The organism is Altererythrobacter sp. GH1-8, from assembly GCF_043702085.1.
GTDB lineage: Bacteria > Pseudomonadota > Alphaproteobacteria > Sphingomonadales > Sphingomonadaceae > Erythrobacter.
Window position 1 is genome coordinate 1594623 of the sequence record NZ_CP171690.1, and the last position, 18980, is coordinate 1613602.

Annotated in this window: 16 protein-coding genes; 8 read left to right on the plus strand and 8 right to left on the minus strand. The window is 60.4% G+C overall.

What is annotated here, in order from left to right; translation table 11 throughout:
- Window positions 1-127: 127 nt before the first annotated feature.
- Window positions 128-808, minus strand: coding sequence for a Crp/Fnr family transcriptional regulator (locus ACG9DO_RS07790; RefSeq protein WP_394726814.1), 681 nt, complete (start codon window positions 806-808; stop codon window positions 128-130).
- Window positions 809-944: 136 nt separating this feature from the next.
- Here ACG9DO_RS07790 and ACG9DO_RS07795 point away from each other — a divergent pair, with 136 nt between their 5' ends.
- Window positions 945-2297, plus strand: coding sequence for a DUF1254 domain-containing protein (locus tag ACG9DO_RS07795; RefSeq protein ID WP_394726816.1), 1353 nt, complete (start codon window positions 945-947; stop codon window positions 2295-2297).
- Window positions 2298-2391: 94 nt separating this feature from the next.
- On the opposite strand, the gene ACG9DO_RS07800 is transcribed toward ACG9DO_RS07795, so the two are convergent.
- Genes ACG9DO_RS07800 through ACG9DO_RS07815 form a run of 4 tightly spaced genes read right to left on the minus strand, consistent with a single transcriptional unit; the run spans window position 2392 to window position 6768 of the window.
- Window positions 2392-2919, minus strand: coding sequence for a SixA phosphatase family protein (locus ACG9DO_RS07800; RefSeq protein WP_394726818.1), 528 nt, complete (start codon window positions 2917-2919; stop codon window positions 2392-2394).
- A gap of 10 nt (window positions 2920-2929) precedes the next feature.
- Window positions 2930-5683 (minus strand): ATP-dependent DNA helicase, encoded by a 2754-nt coding sequence (locus ACG9DO_RS07805; protein WP_394726820.1) that lies wholly within the window; start codon window positions 5681-5683, stop codon window positions 2930-2932.
- A 48-nt stretch (window positions 5684-5731) separates the two neighbouring features.
- Complete coding sequence (locus ACG9DO_RS07810; protein WP_394726822.1) at window positions 5732-6481, minus strand: MauE/DoxX family redox-associated membrane protein; 750 nt, start codon at window positions 6479-6481, stop codon at window positions 5732-5734.
- A 14-nt stretch (window positions 6482-6495) separates the two neighbouring features.
- Entirely contained in the window at window positions 6496-6768 is a 273-nt protein-coding gene (locus ACG9DO_RS07815; protein WP_394726824.1) for a metal-sensitive transcriptional regulator, read from the minus strand.
- Between the two features lie 79 nt (window positions 6769-6847).
- Between ACG9DO_RS07815 and ACG9DO_RS07820 the strand changes: the two genes are divergently transcribed.
- The 3 genes from ACG9DO_RS07820 (at window position 6848) to ACG9DO_RS07830 (ending at window position 11341) form a co-directional block, all read left to right on the plus strand.
- The gene (locus tag ACG9DO_RS07820) at window positions 6848-8560 is read left to right on the plus strand and encodes a copper resistance system multicopper oxidase (RefSeq protein ID WP_394726826.1); all 1713 of its coding nucleotides are present in this window, start codon (window positions 6848-6850) and stop codon (window positions 8558-8560) included.
- Entirely contained in the window at window positions 8560-9642 is a 1083-nt protein-coding gene (locus tag ACG9DO_RS07825) for a copper resistance protein B (protein ID WP_394731231.1), read from the plus strand. Before ACG9DO_RS07820 ends, ACG9DO_RS07825 begins: the two co-directional genes overlap by 1 nt.
- Window positions 9643-9706: 64 nt before the next feature.
- Window positions 9707-11341 carry a lysine--tRNA ligase gene (locus ACG9DO_RS07830; RefSeq protein WP_394726828.1) on the plus strand — a complete coding sequence of 545 codons (1635 nt, stop codon included), beginning with the start codon at window positions 9707-9709 and terminating at the stop codon, window positions 11339-11341.
- 12 nt (window positions 11342-11353) lie between these two features.
- Here ACG9DO_RS07830 and ACG9DO_RS07835 read toward each other — a convergent pair whose 3' ends face one another.
- Window positions 11354-12022 carry a prolyl hydroxylase family protein gene (locus ACG9DO_RS07835; protein ID WP_394726830.1) on the minus strand — a complete coding sequence of 223 codons (669 nt, stop codon included), beginning with the start codon at window positions 12020-12022 and terminating at the stop codon, window positions 11354-11356.
- 100 nt (window positions 12023-12122) lie between these two features.
- Here ACG9DO_RS07835 and ACG9DO_RS07840 point away from each other — a divergent pair, with 100 nt between their 5' ends.
- Window positions 12123-12671: a cytochrome b gene (locus ACG9DO_RS07840; protein WP_394726832.1), complete on the plus strand. Its 549-nt coding sequence runs from the start codon at window positions 12123-12125 to the stop codon at window positions 12669-12671.
- Between the two features lie 280 nt (window positions 12672-12951).
- On the opposite strand, the gene ACG9DO_RS07845 is transcribed toward ACG9DO_RS07840, so the two are convergent.
- Window positions 12952-13920 carry an RcnB family protein gene (locus ACG9DO_RS07845; protein ID WP_394726834.1) on the minus strand — a complete coding sequence of 323 codons (969 nt, stop codon included), beginning with the start codon at window positions 13918-13920 and terminating at the stop codon, window positions 12952-12954.
- Between the two features lie 188 nt (window positions 13921-14108).
- Here ACG9DO_RS07845 and ACG9DO_RS07850 point away from each other — a divergent pair, with 188 nt between their 5' ends.
- Together ACG9DO_RS07850 and ACG9DO_RS07855 are read left to right on the plus strand one after the other, a co-directional pair.
- Complete coding sequence (locus tag ACG9DO_RS07850; protein ID WP_394726836.1) at window positions 14109-14693, plus strand: flavin-binding protein; 585 nt, start codon at window positions 14109-14111, stop codon at window positions 14691-14693.
- A gap of 257 nt (window positions 14694-14950) precedes the next feature.
- A complete protein-coding gene (locus tag ACG9DO_RS07855) occupies window positions 14951-15250 on the plus strand; it encodes a GIY-YIG nuclease family protein (RefSeq protein ID WP_394731233.1) in 300 nt (99 codons plus the stop codon).
- A gap of 556 nt (window positions 15251-15806) precedes the next feature.
- Here the strand turns inward: ACG9DO_RS07855 and ettA are convergent.
- Complete coding sequence (gene ettA, locus ACG9DO_RS07860; protein ID WP_394726837.1) at window positions 15807-17486, minus strand: energy-dependent translational throttle protein EttA; 1680 nt, start codon at window positions 17484-17486, stop codon at window positions 15807-15809.
- Between the two features lie 190 nt (window positions 17487-17676).
- Here ettA and ACG9DO_RS07865 point away from each other — a divergent pair, with 190 nt between their 5' ends.
- Window positions 17677-18876, plus strand: coding sequence for a diguanylate cyclase (locus ACG9DO_RS07865; protein ID WP_394726839.1), 1200 nt, complete (start codon window positions 17677-17679; stop codon window positions 18874-18876).
- Window positions 18877-18980 lie beyond the last annotated feature (104 nt).

The following is an 18980-nucleotide window of genomic DNA, read 5'->3' on the forward strand; positions in this document are numbered from 1 at the left end:
CCAATCGCAATCCGAGATTGCTTTTCTTTTGCGAGTGACGAAGTAACAGCAGCGTCTAAGCCTGAATGTCGAAAATGAGGCAATCTTGCAACGAGCCCGTTTATGCAGGTGCGCTAAATCTACGGCATCAGTAATCGCCGCTTTGATCGCGGAGCCATTCCAGCAGGTCGCTGCTGCTGGTGATCGTGATTGCGCCGTAGCTCCGCTCGATCAGGCCGACCTTCTCCAGCTCCGTCAGAGCGCGGTTCATGGATGCGCGTGACAGCCCAATCGTTGCAGCAAGGTCGGTTTGCTTGAAGCGGACCTTCGGCTTGGCGGGTGGAGGGGGCGTGAGGACAAGCAGGAACTTGGCGACGCGCGGCACGAGCGGCAAGATGCGGATCGCATGGAGCATTTCCAGCAGGATATGTGATCGCATGAGCGTCGCACGCATCAAGGCACTGAGATAGGCGGGCTCCTCGGTGCCGAGCTCGAGAAATCTTTGTGACGGAATACGGATGACGCTCGTCGGACCGACCGCAGAGATATCGTGACTGAGCGGAATATCCGTAAACACGGTAAACTCGCCGAAGGAATGTCCCGGCCCCAGGAACGATGTGAGGATGAACTCGCCATCGGTTCCGTAGATACCCGCTTTCGCAGCGCCGCTCTCAATGATTGAAATGCCAGGATCTGTATCTCCACGGCTGTGAATATACTGTCCGTCGGTCAGTCTCCGCAGATTGCCAGCCGCCTTTAGGCGAGCAACCTGACCTTCATCGAGGAAGCTCAAGAAAGGTTTCGGTCGGAAGCGTGTAAGGTCCATCATTGGGGAATGTTGCATTTTCGACATTCCGAGCCAAGCATTCTTGTTAGGCCGCCGTTCTCGACGGGCATCAACTGCCTGATTACGCCGCCCTGGAGGCTTGATCTCCTTCCGCGCCACACACGGAAGACCACATGTTATGAGAACAGCCCTTGTAATCCTCCCGCTCGCGCTTCTCGCATCATCCTGCGCGGCGCCGCTGCATAGCGGTGGCGAGGAAAAGGCGGCACGCTGCACTGCGTCGGCAACGAAGAAGGAAGCCGCTCGCCGTGCGTTTCAGTTTGCTCTGCCGCTTTACGAGACGGCGCGCACGCGGCAGCGGATGCTCTCTCTGTCTGGGGCCGATTTCAACGCCCTGATCCATCGCCCGGCGCTGTCAAGGCCGGATGACCGCACGATAACCACGCCCAACAGCGATACCCTCTATTCCACTGCCTGGCTCGATCTGTCTGAAGGCCCCGTGCGATTTTCGATACCCGCGATGGGAGATCGCTATCATAGCGTTCAGCTGATGCATGGATTCTCAGACACTTTTGCGATCCTGCGCAATGAAGGCACAGTCCGGCGCGAGTTCCTCATCGCGGGACCTGAATGGGAAGGGTCGGCCTCTGCCGGGGAAACGCTGATCCGCTCGCCGACACGTGACGCCTGGCTTGTCGCGCGAACATTTGTCGAGGGAAGCGGTGACCTTGCTGAAGCGCGGCGCTTGCAGGCGGCCTACACGATTGAGAGCGATGTGCCGATCGAGGCCGAGCTTGGAGAAGCGCTACCCGAGAGTCCTGGAGCAAGCCAGTTCCTTGCCGCTGTGAACGAGGCTTTGGCGCGCGATCCATTGCCGCCAAGTCACGCTGAACGGCTGGCCTGTTTCGCGCCAGCTGGACTTGTGCCGGGTGATCGCGGGTCTTTTGCCCAGCTTGATCCCATCATGCAGCGCATTTGGGAAAGTAATCTCCCTACCTTTTACCGCGAAGCCAGGCAGGTATTCGAAAACGCAGGAACATTTCGCAACGGGTGGCGCTACCCTGCCTCCAATATTGCCCAGTTCGGGACCGACGATGTGTATCGTTCGGCCATCGCGTTGGGTGGTCTCGCAGCGCTTCCGAAGCAGGAAGCGTTCAACTCGATAACAACGCGCGATTCGGCCGGTGATGCGCTGGATGGCAGGGCGCGCTATCGATTGCGCATTGCCCCGGAGGTTCCTGTCCAGGCATTCTGGTCATTGACGCTCTATCAGCCTGATGGATCTGGACGCTGGTTCCTCTATGACAATGCGATCGATCGTTATGCAATCAGCAGCACCGGTGCTGATCTCGTGAGATCGGAAGACGGAGGGATCTCGATCGATATCGCGCACGCCAAGCCAACAGGGGCCGGCAACTGGCTGCCAGCTCCGGATGGGCCGTTCCTGCTTGTCTTTCGCGCCTATCGGCCGAAACCGTCCTTTACCGACGGTGCATTTCTGCTCAATCCGGTCGAGCGAGCGAACGACTAGGTGAAACCAGGCAGGCTGGCCGTCTGTTGACACCGTGTTCCTGGTTCCAAGAAATCCACTCGCATGGGCTAATGCCATTTCCGGAGGCGGTGACCTAATATTCCGGCCCAAGCTCTGGGTCGAGATCGCGCGGGCGAGCGAAATGGACCAGCTTGCCGGAGCCTTCCTTGAGGTCCTCCCAGCTGTCGATATCGCATTCCAGGACCGCAAAGGCAGCAGTCGGAAATTTGCGTGAAGCCTCGTCGAACAACTCGTTCTCGTCACCCGGCGCGACAAGCTCGAACAGCACTTCCTGCAAGCCCGGATTGTGGCCCACCACCAGCACCCTGTCCGCATCCGCGGCCTGACTGGCGACAGTCTCGAAGATCGTTTCCGCACTGGCTAGGTAAAGCCGTGCGTCAAACGTAACCTCTGCATCCGGCATCGCTTCGTCGAGCGTGCGCCTGACGCGCTCCGCCGGGCTGGCGAGAACAACATCCCACTTGATCCCATGCCCGCGCATATGCTCGCCAATCAGCTTGGCGCCCTTGCGTCCGCGATCATTCAGGCCGCGATCAAAATCGCGCTTCGCCATGTCGTCCCAGTCGGACTTCGCATGCCGCAAGAGTGCGAGGATTTTCACGCAGACATTCTCACTGTTCGACCGAACCACCACCGACCGGTTCGTCAGCTGAACTAGCAGAGTTGCTTGTCCCTGCAACACCTTGTTCAACCCGTTTCAGCGCTTCTTCCAAGGTCAGTCGCGTAACCGGCGTCCCCGGCGGAAACGCGCTCAGCAATCGGCTCGGAAAAGCAGGCGACAATACGATGAATTGCCCCGCATCGTCTTTGCTTCGGATCAGACGTCCGAATGCCTGCGCGAGCCGGGCGCGGATGATGCGGTCGTCATAGGCAGAGCCGCCATTCGCGGCGCGCCTCGCCTTGTGGAGGATGTCTGGCCGGGGCCACGGGACCTGCTCCATTACCACGCAGCGAAGGCTTTCACCCGGAACATCGACGCCATCACGCAAGGCGTCGGTCCCAAGCAGCGACGCGCGCGGATCGTCGCGAAAGATGTCGACGAGCGTGCCAGTATCGATCGGATCGACATGCTGCGCGTAGAGCGGCAAGCCAGCGCGCGCGAGCCGGTCAGCAATCCGCCCATGCACCGCGCGCATCCGGCGGATCGCAGTGAACAGGCCAAGCACGCCGCCTTGCGCCGCTTCGATCAGCCTCGCGTAAGCACCCGCCAAAGCTGGGAGGTCGCCTTTCCTGATGTCGGTTACGATCAGGACTTCAGCGCGGCTGGCATAATCGAACGGACTATCAGCAGCCGACAAAAGCGGCTGGGTATCGAGATACTGCGCGCCAGACCGGGCAATCGCGGCTTCCCACGGATCGGCATCTGGCGCGCGGTCAGTCAGCGTCGCGCTGGTCAGCATTACGCCATGCGCGGGCTCCAGCACGACCTTGGCAAACGGCTTCATCGGGTCGAGCCAGCGGCGGTGGATGCCAATGTCGAACTCGCGCGCGTCGTTGCGCTCGACGCTTAGCCAGTCGACGAATTCGGGGTCGGCCGGGCCGCCCAGGCGGTCGAGCAGCGATTCCCACGCGGCGAGGAGATCAATCCGCCAGGCTAGCGAGTGGCGCGCACCTTCGATCCGTGCGCGGCCTTGCCCGTCGAGCCAGTCAGGCGCGTCAGTGATCACGGCTTCGAGGCGTGTCGCAAGCTTGATTAGCGGGCCGCGCATGGCAGCGAGCGCGGCCTGTGCCTCACCTGCCGCTTCGATCAGCTCGCCGGGCAGCCCGCTGGCCTCAGTTTCGATGCCATAGCCCGCTTCCTGCCCGCCGCTTTCGTCGCGGGCATAAGTGACGCTGCGCACCTGCGCGAGCAAGGCTTCGAGCGGGCCTGAAGGCGCGTTTTCATTGAGGCGCTGAAGCCACCCGTCAGACGGCAGCGCATGTGCCGCCTCCACCGCCGCTTCCACCGCTTTGCCGCCTGCCTCATCATAGCTTGCGACATCGGCGAGCCTGGCAAGCAGACCGCGCCGCCGTCCGCGGTTCCCTCGCTCTGGCCCCACGATCCAGCGGCGCAGTTCGATCGCTTCTTGCCCGGAAAGCACAGCGGCGAAAGTCGAATCCGCGGCTTCGAAAACGTGATGCCCTTCATCGAAAATGACCCGTGTCGGGCGCTGGGCATGGTCGCGCCCGCGCGCAGCATTGACCATTACCAGCGCATGGTTGGCGATCACCAGATCAGCCTGCGCGCTCGCCCGTGCAGCGCGTTCGATGAAGCATTTGCGGTAATGCGGGCAACCTGCATAGACGCATTCGCCGCGCTGGTCAGTCAGCGCGGTGATCCCGCGCTTGCGGAACAGCGTTCCGAGCCAGCCGGGCAAATCTCCGCCGATCATGTCGCCATCCTGGCTGTAAGCGGCCCAGCGCGCGACCAGTTGTGCGAGGATCGCAGGGCGCCCAGAAAAGCCGCCTTGCAGCGCGTCTTCGAGGTTCAGTAGGCAGAGGTAATTCTCGCGCCCCTTGCGCACGACGACCGGCCGTGATCCATCGCTGCGCCGTTCAGGCCACGCGCGCCGGCTTTCCTGCCTGAGCTGGCGCTGAAGGTTCTTGGTGAAGGTGGAGACCCAGACTGTGCCCTGCGAGGCTTCCGACCAGAGCGATGCGGGCGCGAGATAGCCGAGCGTCTTGCCGATCCCGGTACCGGCCTGGGCAAGCAGCACATGCGGCAGGTCGCGCTTGTCTCGTGGCGCGAACATCCGCGCGGCGTCTTTCGCATAGGCGCGCTGGCCCTCGCGCTTTTCTGCTCCCTCTCCAGTGAGATCGTCGAGCTGCATCTCGACTGCATCGCTCGGCAGCTCCACCTGGCGCGGTGCGGCGCGCTCAGGCGCTTCTTCCCATTCGGGCAGCTTTGAGAACAGCCACTTCTCGGCCTTTTCAGGCTTGGCGACATGCGGAGTAATGACATTCGCCCACGGCCACCGCATCCGCACCAGTGTTTGCAGTGAAGACCACGCGCCTTCGCGCTCGCGCCACTCTGTGCTCTCACAAGTTTCGATCAGCGCGCCTGCGGCCAGCTGCAGGAACTCAGGCACGCCTTCGTCATTGCCAGACTCTTCCAGACCCAAGGCTTCAGCCAGCCCGCGCGGAGTGGGTACGCAGAACCTGGCCGGATGGACAAAGGCGAACAGCTCCAGCAGATCGAGGCCAGATAGGTCGGGATAGCCGAGCCGCGAAGCCACAAGTGGTGCATTAAGGAGCAGAACAGGCGTGTCGGCGGCCGCCATGATAGCATCGCCCTTGGAGACCGTCCCGGTGCTGCCGTTAGGCGGCCTTAGCCAGTTGCCGGAATGGCTGGCGTGGAGCGCGGGAAGGGGGAGCGGGGAGGGCACCTTCCTGCGTTAGAACACATAGCGAACGGCTGACAAGCCGCGGATTGCTCAAATGAGCGCGGGTTTAGCAAGCATCCACAGCGCCATGCCGATCATGAAGAGGTTTTCCGTCAAGGAGACGAAGCCCAGCGGCACATTGCTGTCGCCGCCAACACAGGCGCATTTTAGCTCGCGCTTGTCGAGATAGACCGCCTTGAACACGCTTGCCGCACCGATCGTCCCGATGAACAGAGCGACAGGGATTGAGATGAAGTCGAGGATGTGCGCGGTCATCAGCACACCAGCAAGGCCCTCTGCAAACGGATAGATATAACCGTAGGGAACCCACCGTCGCGCGAGCAGGTCGTAATTGAGGAACATGGTCGAGAAACTCTCGACATCGCGCAGCTTGAGGTAAGCAAGTGCGCACATGGAGAAGCTGACGAACCACTCTGCTGCAAGGATAGTGATGGGCTGTCCGGTTGTGACGAAAGCCGCTGCCAGCGCCATCAGCGCCATCATTGCAAACAACACCAGCACTGGCGTGTAGGTTGTCTTGCTCTTGTCGCGCACCGGATTACCAAAATGGGCACGCAGATCGGTGTACCCGCCGATCCGTTCGCCATTGATCCATGCTTGCGGCGTGGTCGCGACATCGTGCTTCTGCTTGAAGGCGTCGGTTTCCTCGCGGGTCGTGAGGTGATGGTCCTCAATCGTGTAGCCGTGCTTTTCCAGCAGCCATTTGGCCTTGAGGCCAGAGGGGCACAAATGGTCGGGCATGACCATGCGATACAGTGTGGCGGTGCGTGGATTTTTCATCGTCAACAACTCGCTTACTTGCGGGTACGTTCGAGCAGATCGACCAGTTCTTCAAACTTCTGCTTCTGCTCTGTTTCGTTGCCAGAGGCGATGGCTTCAGCAACGCAGCAGGCCGCGTGGTCCTTCAGGACCTGGGACTCAACCTTGGCCAACGCGGACTTGATCGCTGCGATCTGGTGCAGGATGTCGATGCAATAGCGGTCATCCTCGATCATTTGTGCAACACCGCGAACCTGACCTGCGATGCGGTGCAAACGGTTGACCTTGGCATTGGTCCGATCAGACATTGAACGAACTCCCGTTGAAATACCCTATGGGGGTATATATGTGGGGGCGCACCCCCAAACTGCAAGTTCTGACCTTCTGATGATTATTTCTCTCGATCGCCGCCGTCTTATCACCAGCACTGCGAGCCTTGCCGCCGCCGCCTCGCTGCCCATGCCAGCCTGGGCGAAGGGCGAGGCAATGCCTCATGCCAGGAACGGCTTTGGCGAGCTGTCGGGCGAAGACATTTACCTCGAGATCGCTGACCATCATTTCATGACAGGCGGGCGTGCGGGCCATGCCTTTGCAGTCAACGGCACGGTGCCGGGGCCGCTCATCCGCTTGAAGGAAGGACAGAACGTCAGGCTGCATGTGACGAACCGGCTCAAGGAGGTTTCCTCGATCCACTGGCATGGCCTCTTGCTGCCATTCCAGTTCGACGGCGTTCCAGGCGTCAGCTTTCCAGGCATCAAGCCGGGCGAGACCTTCACCTATGAATTCCCGATCCGCCAGACTGGGACCTATTGGTGGCACTCGCATTCAGGCTTGCAGGAACAGGCGGGACATTACGGCCCGATCATCATTGAGAATGACGAGCCTGATCCGCGCTATGATCGTGATTACGTCATCCTGCTGAGCGAGTTCACACCGATCCATCCGCACGAGATTATGCGCAAGCTGAAGGTCGGAGAACACTATTTCAACCGCCAAATGCAGACCGCAACGGAAGGCGCAATGTCAGGCGCGGATCGCCGCATGTGGGGGCAGATGCGGATGAATCCGCGTGACATTTCCGACGTAACAGCGGCGACCTACACTTACCTCATCAATGGCCACGGCCCGGCTGATAATCTGCAACTCGCGTTCAAGCCGGGCGAGCGGGTCCGGCTGCGTGTCATCAATGGCAGCGCGATGACATTCTTCAATGTCCGTATTCCCGGCGTTTCCATGACGGTGATCCAGGCCGACGGGCAGGATGTGGACGCGGTCGAAGTTGACGAGTTCCAGATCGGCGTCGCAGAAACCTATGACGTCATTGTTGCGCCCACGGACGGAAGCCACGCGATCGTTGCAGAAGCGATGGACCGCTCCGGCATGGGGGTTGCGAGCCTCACTTCGCATGCAGGGCATATCGCGACACCGCCGCCGCTGCGCGAGACGCCGACGCTCACCATGACCGATATGGGCATGATGAACCATTCGGCGCATGCGGCCATGGGCCACGACATGGGCGGCATGGATCATGACATGCGTGACACCTCAAAGCTACCGCCGGACGTCAAGGTTGGCCCTGGTCTCGACATGGTCGCCCCCATGCCAATGGACCGCATGGACTTCCCCGGCCTCGGGCTCGACAACGTCCCGCACCGCGTGCTGCGCTACACCGACCTCAAATCCAAGCGGATGAACCCTCACCGCGAGGTCGAACGAGAGATGGAAATCCATCTGACGGGCAACATGGAACGCTACATGTGGAGCTTTGACGGCAAGAAGTTCACTGCCGTCACCGATGATCCGATCCGCTTCGGCTATGACGAGCGCGTGCGGGTCAAGCTCGTCAACCAGACCATGATGGCGCACCCGATCCACCTGCACGGCCACTTCTTCGAGCTGGTCAACGGCGATCCGGGCCACAATATGCACCAGCCCTTGAAGCACACTGTGATCGTGCAGCCTGGCGGCACCGCTACGTTTGATCTGACCGCGAATGAGCCCGGCGACTGGGCGTTTCACTGCCACCTGCTTTATCACATGCACGCTGGCATGATGCAGGTCGTCACTGTACGTCCGTTCCCAGAGGGCGAAAACGCGTGATGCGTCTCTTGCTTTTTGCGAGCGCTGCCGTGGTCGCAGCGCCCTCGTCCGCTCAGGATCATGCGGGACATGGTCACGGGCACAGTCAGGCATCCGAAGCCGCCCCGATGGATCACTGCGCGATGGGCCATTTGCCGCCCGAGCAATGCCCGCCGAAGGCCGAAAACTCGGACGAGCATGCTGGCCATGAAGGACATGGCGAGCCTACCGGCGCAGAAGATCATTCTCAGCATCAGCAGATGGACCATTCTCAGCATCAGAGCATGGATCATTCGCAGATGGATCACTCCAGTCATGCGATGTCGGCAGACAAGTCTGTCCCCGGTGCCGCACCCGAAAGTGCTATCCCGGCGCGCGCGTTCGAAGGACCGCGCCATGCAGCCGACGCCATCTGGGGTGAAGCCGCGATGACTCCTTCGCGCGCGCAGCTCGCCCGCGAAAACGGCGCAATGAAAACCGGGATGGTGATGATCGAGCGGCTTGAAGCGCGCATCCCGGTCGAAGGTGGCGAGACCGGTTATGTCTGGGACGCGCAAGCCTGGTATGGCGGCGACATCAACCGCTTTGTGCTCAAGACCGAGGGCGAAGGTGAGTTTGGCGGAACGCCAGAGGATGCGGAGGTACAGGCGCTCTATTCACGCGCGATCGGTCCGTTTTTCGATTTGCAGGCGGGCGTCCGCTTCGATCCGGAGCCGGACACCCGCACCCATGCTGTAATCGGCGTGCAAGGCCTCGCGCCATATATGTTCCATGTCGATGGCGCGCTGTTCCTGTCCGACCGGGGCGATCTGACTGCGCGGGTCGAAGCCGAATACGATCAGAAGATCACGCAGGCGCTGATCCTTCAACCACGGATCGAAGTGGAAGCGGCGGCTCAGAATATCCCTGAGCGCGAAATCGGTGCAGGGTTGACGAAGATCGAACCGGGGCTGCGGCTGCGCTATGAATTCGTACCTGAATTCGCGCCCTATATCGGCATCGAATACGAGGCGAAACTGGGCGAGACTGCCGACATCGCGAGGGCTGAGGGCAAAGATCCGGATGGCTTCAAATTCCTGATCGGCCTGCGCGCCTGGTTCTGACCTGGCCCGGCCGCCGAGTCTTCTCTCTTGCCATCACGCGCCGCTTGCGCAAGAGGCAAGCCGCATGAGCATGAATGAACTGATGGACGCTGCACGGGTGAACAAGGCATGGCCTTTTCAAGAGGCGCAGCGCTTGCTCAAACGCTATCCCGATGGCGCGAAGCCCGATGGCTCGCCGATCCTGTTCGAGACCGGGTATGGTCCATCCGGCCTGCCGCATATCGGCACCTTTCAGGAAGTGCTGCGCACCACACTTGTGCGCCGCGCGTTCGAAGCGATCATCGGAGCAAAGCCTGAGGACGGCAAGACGCGGCTGGTCGCTTTCTCCGATGATATGGACGGGCTGCGCAAGGTGCCGGAAAACATTCCGAATGCTGAGGTGCTCCGTGCCAATTTGAACAAGCCGCTCAGCCGCATCCCGAGCCCATTCAGCAATGAGCATGAAAGCTTCGCTGCGCATAACAACGCGATGCTGCGCGAATTCCTCGACCGCTTCGGGTTCGACTACGAATTCATCGCGTCAAGCGACATGTATAATTCGGGCCAGTTTGACGAGGCCTTGAAGCAGGTTCTGCGCAAGAACCAGGACATCCTCGATATCATGCTGCCGACCTTGCGTGAGGAACGACGCCAGACCTATTCTCCGGTCCTGCCCATCTCTCCAACCACAGGTGCAGTGCTGCAAGTCCCTGTGGATGTGGTCGATGCAGAAAGCGGCATCATCCGCTTCACTAACGAGGACGGGAACGTCATCGAGCAGTCCGCACTCGGCGGCCAGTCGAAGCTGCAGTGGAAAGTCGACTGGGCGATGCGCTGGTATGCGCTCGGTGTCGATTACGAGATGAGCGGCAAGGATCTGACGGACAGTGTCACGCAGTCTTCCAAGATCGTGCGCGCGCTCGGCTCGCCGCCGCCGACGACTTTCATCTACGAACTGTTCCTCGATGCGAATGGCGAGAAGATTTCAAAGTCCAAGGGCAATGGCTTCACCATCGACGAATGGCTGACCTACGGCACGGAAGAGAGCCTCGGGCTCTATATCTTTCGCGAGCCCAAGAGCGCCAAGCAGCTCCATGCTGGAATCGTCCCGCGCGCCGTCGACGAATACTGGCAGTTTCGCGCAGCGCTGGCGTCACAACCTCTCGACAAGCAGCTCGGCAATCCGGCCTGGCATTTGCTGCGCGCGAATGGAGGCTTCGAAGGGGCAGAAGCTCCGGGCGCAGGGGACACTCTGCCGGTCACCTACGGCCTGCTGCTGAACCTCGTCGGCGTGCTGGGTGCGGAGGCTGACCGCGATGCGGTGTGGTCCTACCTTGCGAACTACGTCGAGGATGCAGACCCGGCCAAGCACCCTGAGCTCGACGTGCTGGTCAATGCAGCGCTGGCCTACAATCGCGATTTCGTTGCCCCAACGCTCAAGAAGCGCGCGCCAAGCGAGAATGAGGCTGCGGCTTTGCGCGAGCTAGATGAGGTGCTGGCCGGGCTCGATCCAGCGATATCAGCGGAAGAGATCCAGACCGAAGTCTATGAAATCGGCAAGCGCGAGGAGTACGGCTTTGAGAGCCTGCGCGACTGGTTCCGGGCGCTTTACGAAACGCTGCTCGGATCAGAGCAGGGCCCGCGCATGGGCAGCTTCATTACGCTGTATGGCGTTGAGAACAGCCGCAAGCTGATCGCAGAGGCGCTTGCCAAAGCCTGAGTTCGTAACGCGCTAGCGGTGCTTCCTCGTGCGGTACCACTTGGTGATAATGTACTTCGACCCCTTTCCTACCGGGGTTCCTGCATGGATCGTGTCGGGATTGGGCGTGCCGTCGGGCAGCGCGTTGTTCCACACCAGCAGTACGCCGGGCTTGGGCTCGATCTTGATACCGATTTCGGTGAAGTGCGTCTCGCCGCCTTGTTCGACTTCGTTCAGGAACACCATCGCAGTCCAGCAGCGCTGCCCGCCGCGTTTTCTCTCCAGCGTCCAATAGTCCTGCGTGGTGTAAAACCAGTCATTGTGCGGTTTGAACTCCTGTCCGGGCAGATAACGCTGGCCCTGGACCGATTCGCCGTTCTCGCTGGGCAGGCCAAGCACATCGTCGATCCGGCGCGAGATACCCATGACGAAGCTGTCCCACGGGTCGAGATCGCCGGAGTAGGACGTGCGAAAGCCGCTCGAATAGTCTTCTTCGTGCAGGCTGCTGGGCTTCGCCACAAAGTCGATCATCGTGCAAAGCCGGTCGCATTCACGCTTCGTCAGAAAATCGCCGATCGCGTAGAGATCCGCCTTGTCGGTTCCGACTCTGTAAGCGCGCGGGTCCGCGTCGAGGCGCTCTCGTACCATCGCTCCCACACGGGCGAGCGCGTCCTTGTCAGGGATAATTTCAGTCTTTGCCATGGATGCCATTCCTAGCGATTGATCGCATCGGAGCAAGCTGAGCCTTTGCGGTTGTTGAGCGCGGTGATAGAAGGGTGCCTTCGTTGGAAGGGAGAGGCCAATGTCCATTACGCAGCAAGCGCGCTATTCGACCGGAGCGATCGTTTTTCACTGGGTTATCGCGATCCTCGTTATCGTCAACTGGCGGATCGCCGAAGGGGCTGAGCACCTGGAAGGCGCGGCCAAGGCTGCGTCCATCGCTCCGCACAAGGCGATTGGTATCACCATTCTTGTCCTGTCGATCCTGCGGCTGATCTGGCGCCTGACGCATCGTCCACCAGCGCCGCCGGAAGCGGTTGCCGGATGGGAGCGTATTCTGGCGAAGACAGTTCATGTGATCTTTTATGTCCTCCTGATCGGTCTTCCAATCGGCGGCTGGCTCGCGAGCTCCTATGCCGGTTTCCCGATTGATTACTTCGGACTGTTCACGATCCCGCTGTTTCCAGTGGGAGTGAATTTCGACACCGCAGGCGCAATCATCGATCTGCACAAGGCCGGCGGGACCTTCGTTCTTGCGCTGGTGGTGCTGCATGTGCTGGGCGCGCTGAAGCATTCCTTCATCGACAAGGTTCCTGGGCTTTCGCGGATGTGGTTTGGCAAGAACGCCTGAACCTTTCACCAACCTTGCGAGGCACGAAAAAGGCCGCTGCAGACTCAATCGGTCCGCAGCGGCCTTCCCATTTGAGGCCTCAGCCTCTTCCCTCCCGAGGGAATCTCATGCCCCGTTCGGACGCGAAGTTAGCACAAGCTTTGCCAAAAGCGGAATCGTTCTATCGCTCAATGAGTTAGCGCAGCTCTGACCGCGTAGGAAAGACCCCCGCCAGCTTGCGCCGGCAGGGGCCAGTTTCGCGATGATGAAGCGCCCGGGTCGCGCGGTGCCCCTCGCGTGTTCACCAGAAGAAGTCGTAGATCACATCGACCACTTCGCCTGAGTAGATGTTCACCAGCAGGACGTCGTCATAGTAGCGCACCCAGCGATAGGGGCCGTAGACGTCCGGCAGGCGATACTGCCACGGATCATTGATCCAGTAGCGGTTGCCGAAGAACAGGTGGTCGAGATAGAACCCGATGCTGATCCGGCTGTAATAGTGGTGACGATAAGGCGAGTAATACCGGCCCAGGCGGTAAATCTGCCTGTGTGAGTGACGATAGTCGCGCCAGTTGTAACGGTGGTGGTTGCGCCAGTGATGGCGGTCCCACCGGCGATAGTCATTGCGATAATCGCCGCGCCCCCAATAGCGCCGGTCGCGATAGACATGGCGGCTGGCATCACGATAGCCCGAATGGCGTCCATCGCGGTACCCATCGCGGCGCCCATCCCGATAGGCATCGCGCCGTTCAACCCGGTCGCCGCGGCGGTCCGCTACCCGCCCGTCGCGGTATCCGTCGCGATAGGTGCGGTCACGAATGCCGCCATCGCGCCTGTCGTCCCGCCGTTCAACCCTGCGATCCTCCCGCCTTTCCTCACGCCGCTCGACGCGGCGTTCAACCGGGCGATCAGCGGGGCGTTCAATCGGGCGATTCTCACGCCAATCGGAGTGCCGGTCATCCCGGCGTTCTTCCCGGCGCTCAACCCTGCGTTCAACGGCAGGTGCAACGTCGCGGCGGGGTTCGCTGCGGCGATCTGCCGGGCGCTCTTCGCGACGTTCGGGGCGCCGCTCAACCCGTCGGTCCTCACGATCCTGACGGAATTCGCGTGCGCGCTGTCCACGATTGTTGGGGCGCTCACCGCGCTCCTGCGTCCGTTCCGGACGGTTTTCTGCACCGCGGTTCTGTGCCTCGGCGGGCGCGGGTGCTGCGGTAAAGGCGAGTGTGGCTGCAATCGCAGCGAAAGCACTTCCCTTCAAAAGCCCATTCATCAACATGCCTTGGTTCCTCTGATTACCGCCCCACCACCTGCGGCCATGCCTGATGAAGTGTTGTCTAGAGGCGGTGGTCTGAGTCCTAGCTGAACCGGCTGTGTAGCCCCCCATTCATCTTTAGCCGCCCTTTTCTGAATGTCCGTACCCGATTGACACAGCTTGTCTGGCAGGGGATGGCGGCACCCATGTTCGAGACGCTTGACGCTGTTCGCGATGACATTGCACGCCGGCTGACGCGGGCCGCGAAAGACCGCAAATGTCCGATGCACACGCCGGTTGTGGCGACGTCGGATGCGGATGCGCGGGTGATGGTGCTGCGCGCCTTTGATGCGAGCGGATGGAGCTTGCGCTTCCATACGGACAGCCGCTCTCCCAAATGCGCTGTCATCGGTGAAGCGGGCTCGCCCGTTGCGGTGCTTGGTTATGACAAGGGGCAGAAGGTTCAGTTGCGGCTGCGCGGTGAGGGACGAATTGTGCGAGAGGGTGCTGAGGTTGACGCGGCCTGGGCGGCGAGCACCAATTTCGCGCGGCGGTGCTATCTGGGGGATGGGCCGGGCAGTGCGGCGGATGCTCCGACTTCCGGCCTGCCGAGCGAATATGAAGGGGTGGAGCCTTCGGACGAAGTGCTGACCCCGGCGCGGCAGAACTTCGCAATTCTGAAGATCGAACTGCGCGAACTCGACTGGTTTTACCTCGCCCATACCGGCCATCTGCGGGCGCAATTCGTACGTGATGGGGATGAGTGGATCGGCAGGTGGGTGACGCCGTAAGTCACTGTAATCTCTCAACGCCGCAAAATGTTGGTTACACATGTTACACAGTCCTGGAGGGAATAACTGTGCAGGGCTGGAATGGGCAATTGCGAGCGATGCGCGTCCATATTCTGGATGATTCTGGACTGCTTGCTGTTGTTGCATCAAATCTGATTAACGCGCGCAAGCAGGGTAGGAAATTGAGGCGATTAACGGTCCTTCAAACCCGTCACCCCGGACTTGATTCAGGGCAGGGCTTGCGTGCTCCTCGCGGGATGGAGAAGGGCGGCTGGGTCTACATCATGGCGAACCGCTATCGCGGCGGAATGTATGTGGGCGTGACTGCCGACTTGGCCGCGCGCATCTGGCAACATCGCAATGACGAGGGTTCGCAGCATGTCGCCGCGACCGGCAAGAGGATGCTCGTTTATGTGGAGCGCCATGATGCAATCGCCGATGCAATTGCGCGCGAGAAACTGGTCAAGAAATGGCGGCGCGAGTGGAAGTTCGCGCTGATTGAGAAGGACAATCCTGAGTGGAAGGATTTGTGGCTGGAGTGGTTTGGGGAGGATTAGTCCGACCTATCGTCGCCCCGTGCTTGACACGGGGCAGGGCTTCCTTCGTTTTCACACTTTGAAAAGTGAGCCTTGGCCCGTGTCAAGCACGGGCCGACCGGGAGAATAGAGTCGTTGGCATTCCACTATCGTCGCCCCGCACTCGATGCGGAGCTAGGCTTCTTTCTTCCAATCCGATCGCCCAAGTGAGCCTTGGCCCGTGTCCCCGGCCTGCGCCGGGGCAGGCAAGCACGGGCCGACGGGGAGGATGAAGTTGTGGCTATGCTACTTCCGTCGCCCCGCACTCGATGCGTGGCAAAGCTTTCTTCTGCTCCGCTTTCGCCGGATTAATGATACTATGTCAGTGCAAGACTAGTCGTCCAACCTAACTGATAGACACGTCTGAAAACGTCCATCAGCATCTTCCCGATACCAAACATCGACTACATCGTAGTATTGGAAGTACCCGCCAGCATCCTTCGACACCGTTTCGCCTACGCGCGGAACGGAGTCGAATTCGGCCACGAAAAGACTGGCTGCACTATCGCCATCTTCGTAGACTTCGACCCGCATACAATCACCTCGTCAGCTTTTTATACGCCAGCCTTGTCGGCCGATCAGCTGCGTCTCCCAGCCTGCGCCGCTTGTCTTCCTCGTAAGCTTCGAAATTGCCTTCGAACCATTCGACGTGGGAGTTGCCTTCAAACGCGAGGATATGGGTCGCCAGCCGGTCAAGGAAGAAGCGGTCGTGCGAGATCACGACGGCGCAGCCCGCGAAATTCTCGATCGCGTCTTCCAGCGCCGCGAGCGTCTCCACGTCGAGATCGTTGGTCGGCTCGTCCAGCAGCAGAACGTTTCCGCCCTGCTTCAGCATCTTCGCCATGTGCACGCGGTTGCGTTCACCGCCTGACAGTTTGCCGACATTCTTCTGCTGGTCCGCGCCCTTGAAGTTGAACGCGCCGACATAGGCGCGGGTCGACATGTCGTGGCCGTTGACCTTCATGTAATCGAGCCCGTCGGAGATTTCCTCCCACACGTTCTTGCTGCCATCGAGGTGATCGCGGCTCTGGTCAACATAGCCGAGATGGACCGTCGAGCCGATTTCAATCGTTCCGCTGTCGGGCGTTTCCTTGCCGGTGAGGATCTTGAACAGCGTTGATTTGCCCGCGCCGTTCGGCCCGATCACGCCAACGATCCCGCCCGGGGGCAGGGTGAAGGAGAGGTTTTCAAACAGCAGCTTGTCGCCATAGGCCTTGGAGATGTTCTTCGCTTCGATCACTTTGCCGCCGAGCCGCTCTGGCACCTGGATCACGATCTGCGCCTTGCCCGGAGTGCGGCTGCCTTGTGCTTCCTGCAGTTCCTCGAACTTGCGGATACGCGCCTTGGACTTGGTCTGGCGCGCGGCCGGGGTCTGCCGGATCCACTCGAGCTCGCGGGCGAGGGCCTTCTGCTTGCCCGATTCCTCGCGGCTTTCCTGTTCGAGGCGCTTGGCCTTCTTTTCGAGATAGGTCGAGTAATTGCCTTCGTAAGGGTAGTAGCTGCCGCGGTCGAGTTCGAGGATCCATTCCACCACATTGTCGAGGAAGTAGCGGTCGTGGGTGATCATCAGCACCGCACCTGCATATTCCTTCAGGTGGTTTTCGAGCCACTGGACGCTTTCAGCATCGAGGTGGTTGGTTGGCTCGTCCAGCAGGAGGATCGAAGGCTTCTGAATCAGCAGCCGGGTCAGTGCCACGCGGCGCTTTTCGCCGCCTGACAGGTCCTTCACCGGCCAGTCGCCCGGCGGGCAGCGCAAGGCTTCCATCGCGACTTCGAGCTGGTTGTCGAGCGTCCAGCCGTCGACCGCGTCGATCTTGGCCTGGAGCTCGCCCATTTCCTCCATCAGCGCGTCGAAATCGGTGTCGTCCTGCGGGTCGCCCATTTCCGCGCTGATCGCATTGAAACGATCGACCAGATCAGCGATTTCGCGCGCGCCGTCCTTGACGTTTTCCATGACCGTTTTGGTCGGATCAAGCTCGGGTTCCTGCTCGAGATAGCCCACAGTGATGTTCTCGCCCGGCCATGCTTCGCCGGTGAAGTCCTTATCGATCCCCGCCATGATCTTGATCAGAGTCGACTTGCCCGCGCCGTTCGGGCCGACGATGCCGATCTTAGCGCCTTGATAAAATTGAAGATTGATGTTGGAGAGCACGGGCTTTTGAGCTCCAGGGAAGCTCTTTGTCATGCCTTTCATCACATAGGCGTATTGCGCGGCCATGGGGCGGGTCCTTCACATTCGAATATCGGGTTGAGATGTTTGCAGGCCAGATAGGGTGTGCAGGGGCCGAGGGCAAGCAAGCTCTCGAGGCGCAACATCGCGCTAAAAATCCTGTAATCGAGGGGGCATCCTTATCACCCTATTAACTATGGGGGTATTATCCCCAAGTTGGTTTGAAATGGGGAGCGCTGTGTCCGGCGAGATCTTGGGGCTGTTTGTCCCGTCCAATACGTTTATTCTCGCTGCGACTTTTGCCGCGCTGTGGCTGCGTGCGCGCAGCGAGCGCCACGTGCTTGCTTTTTCCCTGACTTACTTGCTGGTCGGAGTGGGCTTTCTGCTGTTCCACTACGTTTCGGTTCCGACCAATATCCCGTTTATGCTGACGGTTCATGCGTTCTACGCAGCGGGCGGAATCGCAATGTTCTGGGGGCTTTACCGCCGGGTTGGGCGCAAGGCTCCGGTGGGCCTGTTCATCGCCATCCAGGTCATAGGTGCGGTGCTCATGGCGCTCTCGATCGTTGGCGACGATATGCGGGCCTGGCTCTACGCCGCCAATCTCGGGCATGGGCTGGTGTTTGCACTGGGCGCACGTGACCTCATGCAGACCGGAATCCGCACCAGCATCGACAGGGCAATCGTGGCCTTGCTCGCAATCAGTTCTGCCATGTTCCTGGCGCGCCCGGTGATGGCGATCATGGTCCAGCAGCGGATCACTGTGGAGGTTTACCGGTCGTCCGACTTCTATGCCTTGCTGATGGTCGGTGTCGGTGTGCTGACGCTGGCTGTGGCGATTTCGATCCTCGCTGCGGTCCTGCAGGACCAGATGAGCATGGTGCGTGAGGATTCGGAAAACGACCATTTGACCGGGCTCAAGATGCGCCGCGCCTTTGAACAATCTGCGATGGACCTGATAGACCGGAGTGTACGCGAGAATTTGCCGGTGAGTATGATCGTAGCCGATATCGACCACTTCAAGCAGGTAAACGACATCTGGGGGCACCAGGCAGGCGACCGTGCGATTGTTGCGTTCGGAAAATTGATTCAAGGGATGGTCCGCTCAGGCGATGTGTGCGGACGTATCGGCGGAGAAGAATTCTGCCTGATGGTGTGGAACTGCGAGCTGGAGCCAGCAGAGCGGTTGGCCGAGCGAATCCGCACAGCGTTCGCGAAGATGCCGCAGGAAGGCGTCAGCTCGGACGTGCGCCTGACCGCCAGCTTTGGCGTCGCGACCTGCCGCCCGCAGGAAGGCTTTGGAAAGCTCTTCGCGCGCGCTGATGCAGCGCTCTATCGCGCCAAGCAGGCGGGCCGTGACCAGGTCTGTGCTGACCGCCGCGAGGAAAATCGCGAGCCGCAAGCAGTGCAGAAAATCTCCTCAAGCGAAGCTGCTTAACCGACAAAGCTGGCGCGCATGCGCTAAGCCAGCGCTTGTGCCAGCATGGCCACCCGCATTGCCTGACGGCAAGGCGCATGTGCACGGACTGAATCCAGAACTCT

Excerpts from the sequence above, each read along its gene's own strand:
- ACG9DO_RS07790 (WP_394726814.1), bottom strand. The coding sequence starts at position 808 with ATGATGGACCTTACACGCTTCCGACCGAAACCTTTCTTGAGCTTCCTC.
- ACG9DO_RS07795 (WP_394726816.1), top strand. The coding sequence starts at position 945 with ATGAGAACAGCCCTTGTAATCCTCCCGCTCGCGCTTCTCGCATCATCC.
- ACG9DO_RS07810 (WP_394726822.1), bottom strand. The coding sequence starts at position 6,481 with ATGAAAAATCCACGCACCGCCACACTGTATCGCATGGTCATGCCCGAC.
- ACG9DO_RS07815 (WP_394726824.1), bottom strand. The coding sequence starts at position 6,768 with ATGTCTGATCGGACCAATGCCAAGGTCAACCGTTTGCACCGCATCGCA.
- ACG9DO_RS07820 (WP_394726826.1), top strand. The coding sequence starts at position 6,848 with ATGATTATTTCTCTCGATCGCCGCCGTCTTATCACCAGCACTGCGAGC.
- ACG9DO_RS07825 (WP_394731231.1), top strand. The coding sequence starts at position 8,560 with ATGCGTCTCTTGCTTTTTGCGAGCGCTGCCGTGGTCGCAGCGCCCTCG.
- ACG9DO_RS07830 (WP_394726828.1), top strand. The coding sequence starts at position 9,707 with ATGAGCATGAATGAACTGATGGACGCTGCACGGGTGAACAAGGCATGG.
- ACG9DO_RS07835 (WP_394726830.1), bottom strand. The coding sequence starts at position 12,022 with ATGGCAAAGACTGAAATTATCCCTGACAAGGACGCGCTCGCCCGTGTG.
- ACG9DO_RS07840 (WP_394726832.1), top strand. The coding sequence starts at position 12,123 with ATGTCCATTACGCAGCAAGCGCGCTATTCGACCGGAGCGATCGTTTTT.
- ACG9DO_RS07845 (WP_394726834.1), bottom strand. The coding sequence starts at position 13,920 with ATGAATGGGCTTTTGAAGGGAAGTGCTTTCGCTGCGATTGCAGCCACA.
- ACG9DO_RS07850 (WP_394726836.1), top strand. The coding sequence starts at position 14,109 with ATGTTCGAGACGCTTGACGCTGTTCGCGATGACATTGCACGCCGGCTG.
- ACG9DO_RS07855 (WP_394731233.1), top strand. The coding sequence starts at position 14,951 with ATGGAGAAGGGCGGCTGGGTCTACATCATGGCGAACCGCTATCGCGGC.
- ettA (WP_394726837.1), bottom strand. The coding sequence starts at position 17,486 with ATGGCCGCGCAATACGCCTATGTGATGAAAGGCATGACAAAGAGCTTC.